General features: G+C 50.7%; 1 protein-coding gene. It reads right to left on the bottom strand.

Features of this window, described 5'->3' with window-relative positions:
- Positions 1-79: 79 nt before the first annotated feature.
- The coding region (gene ribB / locus R7Q11_RS24920) for a 3,4-dihydroxy-2-butanone-4-phosphate synthase (RefSeq protein ID WP_225466849.1) at positions 80-1,135 on the bottom strand (1,056 nt) is incomplete at its 5' end.

Raw genomic sequence — 1,135 nt, forward strand, 5'->3', positions numbered from 1 at the left:
GGAAATTGGCTGCGTGTCACGAGTTCCTAGTCCACACCAAAATAGGTGTGCATGGGACTAGGAACTTATCGTTCACTTCTTATTCGCAAACGTATTCAACCACGTTCAGGCCGAAACCGCCCAATGCATGGTATTTTTTGTTGGTCGAAGACAGAAGACGCATATCGTGAACACCAAGGTCAGCGAGAATTTGCGACCCCACTCCCACGCGGCGAGACGTGCCCTGCTTTTTCGCTAAAGTCGGTGCTTCGCCTTTATCTTGCGCTTCGAACATCTTCACGCGGTGGATGAGCAACTCGGTTGATTCTTCATTGCCAAGAACAACCAGAACACCACCTTCTTCACCGATACGCTTCATCGCTTTATCCAGTGTCCAGCTGCGCTCTGCATTGCGGTCACTGCGTAATACATCGGTGAATACGTCTTGTAGATGCACACGAACCAGCGGCGCTTCGCCGGCCAAATCACCTTTACACATCGCGTAATGCACTTGATTATCGATGGTGTCTTTGTAAGTCACCAAAGTGAACTCACCGTGTTCAGTTGGCAGTTTGCATTCTGCTACACGCTCAATGGTCGTTTCTGTGTTGTTGCGGTATTCGATAAGGTCCGCAATAGTGCCTAACTTCAAGCCGTGTTTTTCAGCAAATATTTCAAGATCAGGGCGGCGAGCCATGGTGCCGTCGTCGTTTAGAATCTCAACAATCACAGAAGCAGGCTCAAGCCCCGCAAGGCGAGCTAAATCACAACCCGCTTCGGTGTGACCAGCGCGAGTCAATACACCACCATCTTGCGCAGCAAGAGGGAAAATATGACCCGGTTGAACCAAGTCCGCCGCTTTTGCGTTTGGCGCAACCGCAGCTTGAACGGTACGTGCGCGGTCAGCCGCTGAAATACCCGTGGTGACGCCTTCAGCAGCTTCAATAGAAACGGTAAAGTTAGTGGTGTACTGCGCGTTGTTGTCTTGCACCATTGGCGGCAAGCCGAGATTTTCACAACGCGCTTTAGTCATGGTCAGACAGATCAAGCCACGACCGTAAGTCGCCATAAAGTTGATCGCTTCCGGCGTAATATGCTCGGCAGCCATGATCAAGTCACCTTCATTCTCGCGGTCTTCATCATCCATTAGAATGAC

The sequence above is a fragment of the Vibrio sp. 970 genome, from assembly GCF_033339075.1.